General features: G+C 61.1%; 1 protein-coding gene and 1 pseudogene. Both read left to right on the top strand.

The annotated features are described in order from the left end of the window. Window positions 1–475, top strand: a 475-nt coding sequence (locus ENZ75_RS31665; protein ID WP_128278615.1) for an MFS transporter, incomplete at its 5' end; no start/stop codon positions are given. A gap of 66 nt (window positions 476–541) precedes the next feature. Then, window positions 542–1,461 (top strand): annotated as a pseudogene (locus ENZ75_RS31660) (prolyl oligopeptidase family protein); the annotation flags it as partial.

Genomic DNA, 1,461 nt, shown 5'->3' with positions numbered 1-1,461 from the left:
CTATGGCACCCATCACGGCATCACCGAAACCCGCATGTCGGCGCTGCTGTCGGTGATGATCGCCGGCAACATCGCCATGCAGGTGCCGCTCGGCCTTTTGGCGGAAAGGCTTTCCGCGCGCCTGGTGCGGCTTGCCTGCGTCGCGATCACGGTGCTCGGCTGCGTCCTGCTTCCGCTTCTCATCGAGTCGCCGCTGATCTGGCCAATGATCTTTGTCTGGGGCGCGGTTTCCTACGGCATCTACACAATGTCGATCATCGAGCTCGGCGAACGCTTCACCGGCTCCGCACTGGTCGCCGGCAATGCGGCCTTTTCCTTGATGTGGGGGGTCGGCGGCATCGCCGTGCCGCCGCTGGCGGGGGGCGCCATGGATGTTATGGGCGCCGGCGGACTGCCGATCACGCTTGGGCTGCTGTGCCTGGCGCTGGCCATTGCGAGCCTCGCTGGTCGGCGGAAAGCCTCAATTGTGCGCTGAACATGGTGAATATCGACGGCCTGTCGGCGTTGGCTTTTTCAAAGCAACGCGTTTATCGGAGACCTCATGACCAAGCCTGCCACCCAGACGCCGAATTCCGCCCCCACGACCGACGATCCCTTTCTCTGGCTGGAGGACAGGACAGCCAAGCAGTCATTGGACTGGGTACATCGCCAGAACGAGATCACGGTTGGCGAATTGCAGGGCGATCCGTCCTATCAGGCGTCGTTCCAGACCGCGCTCGACCTGATGACGGCCGAGGACAACATCGCGGTCGGCGCGGCAAAAGCCGGCCATGTCTACAATTTCTGGCAGGACAAGACCAATGTGCTCGGCCTCTGGCGCCGCACGACCGTCGCTTCCTACAAGACCGAGAAGCCCGACTGGGAAACGATCATCGACTTCGACCAGCTTGCGGCGGAGGAAGGGATAAAATGGGTTTTTGGCGGCGCCAGCCGGCTCTATCCCGACTTCAACCTTTGCCTTGTCTCGATGTCGCCGGATGGCGGCGACGCCAGCGAGATGCGCGAATTCGACATCGCGACCAAGTCGTTTGTCGAGGGTGGGTTTCGTGCACCCGCTTCCAAGTCGGGTTTCAGCTGGCTGGATAAGGACACCGTGATTGTTTCGGCCGCTTTCGACGAGGCCGACAAGACCGAGTCCGGCTATCCGCGAATCATAAAGCTGTGGAAGCGCGATACCAAGCTGGAAGACGCAACGCCGATCTTCGAGGCGCAGAAAGAGGATCTCGCCGTTGGTGCCGCTGTCGAGTACGACGGTGACAGACGCTATCTGGTCCTGGCTCGAACGCTGAATTTCTTCGCTTCGCACATCTTCCTTCGGCTGCCTTCCGGCGAAAACAAACAGCTGCCGCTACCGGACGACATGACCGATACGGCAATATTCAGGGATCAGCTCGTGTTCGGCGTGCGCAGTGCATGGACGGCGCCCGACGACACGGTTTGCAAGCCCGACGGTCTTTATTC

This window comes from Mesorhizobium sp. M7A.F.Ca.CA.002.04.1.1, assembly GCF_004022805.1.
GTDB lineage: Bacteria > Pseudomonadota > Alphaproteobacteria > Rhizobiales > Rhizobiaceae > Mesorhizobium > Mesorhizobium ciceri.
This window is presented reverse-complemented; position numbering and strand designations above follow the sequence as displayed.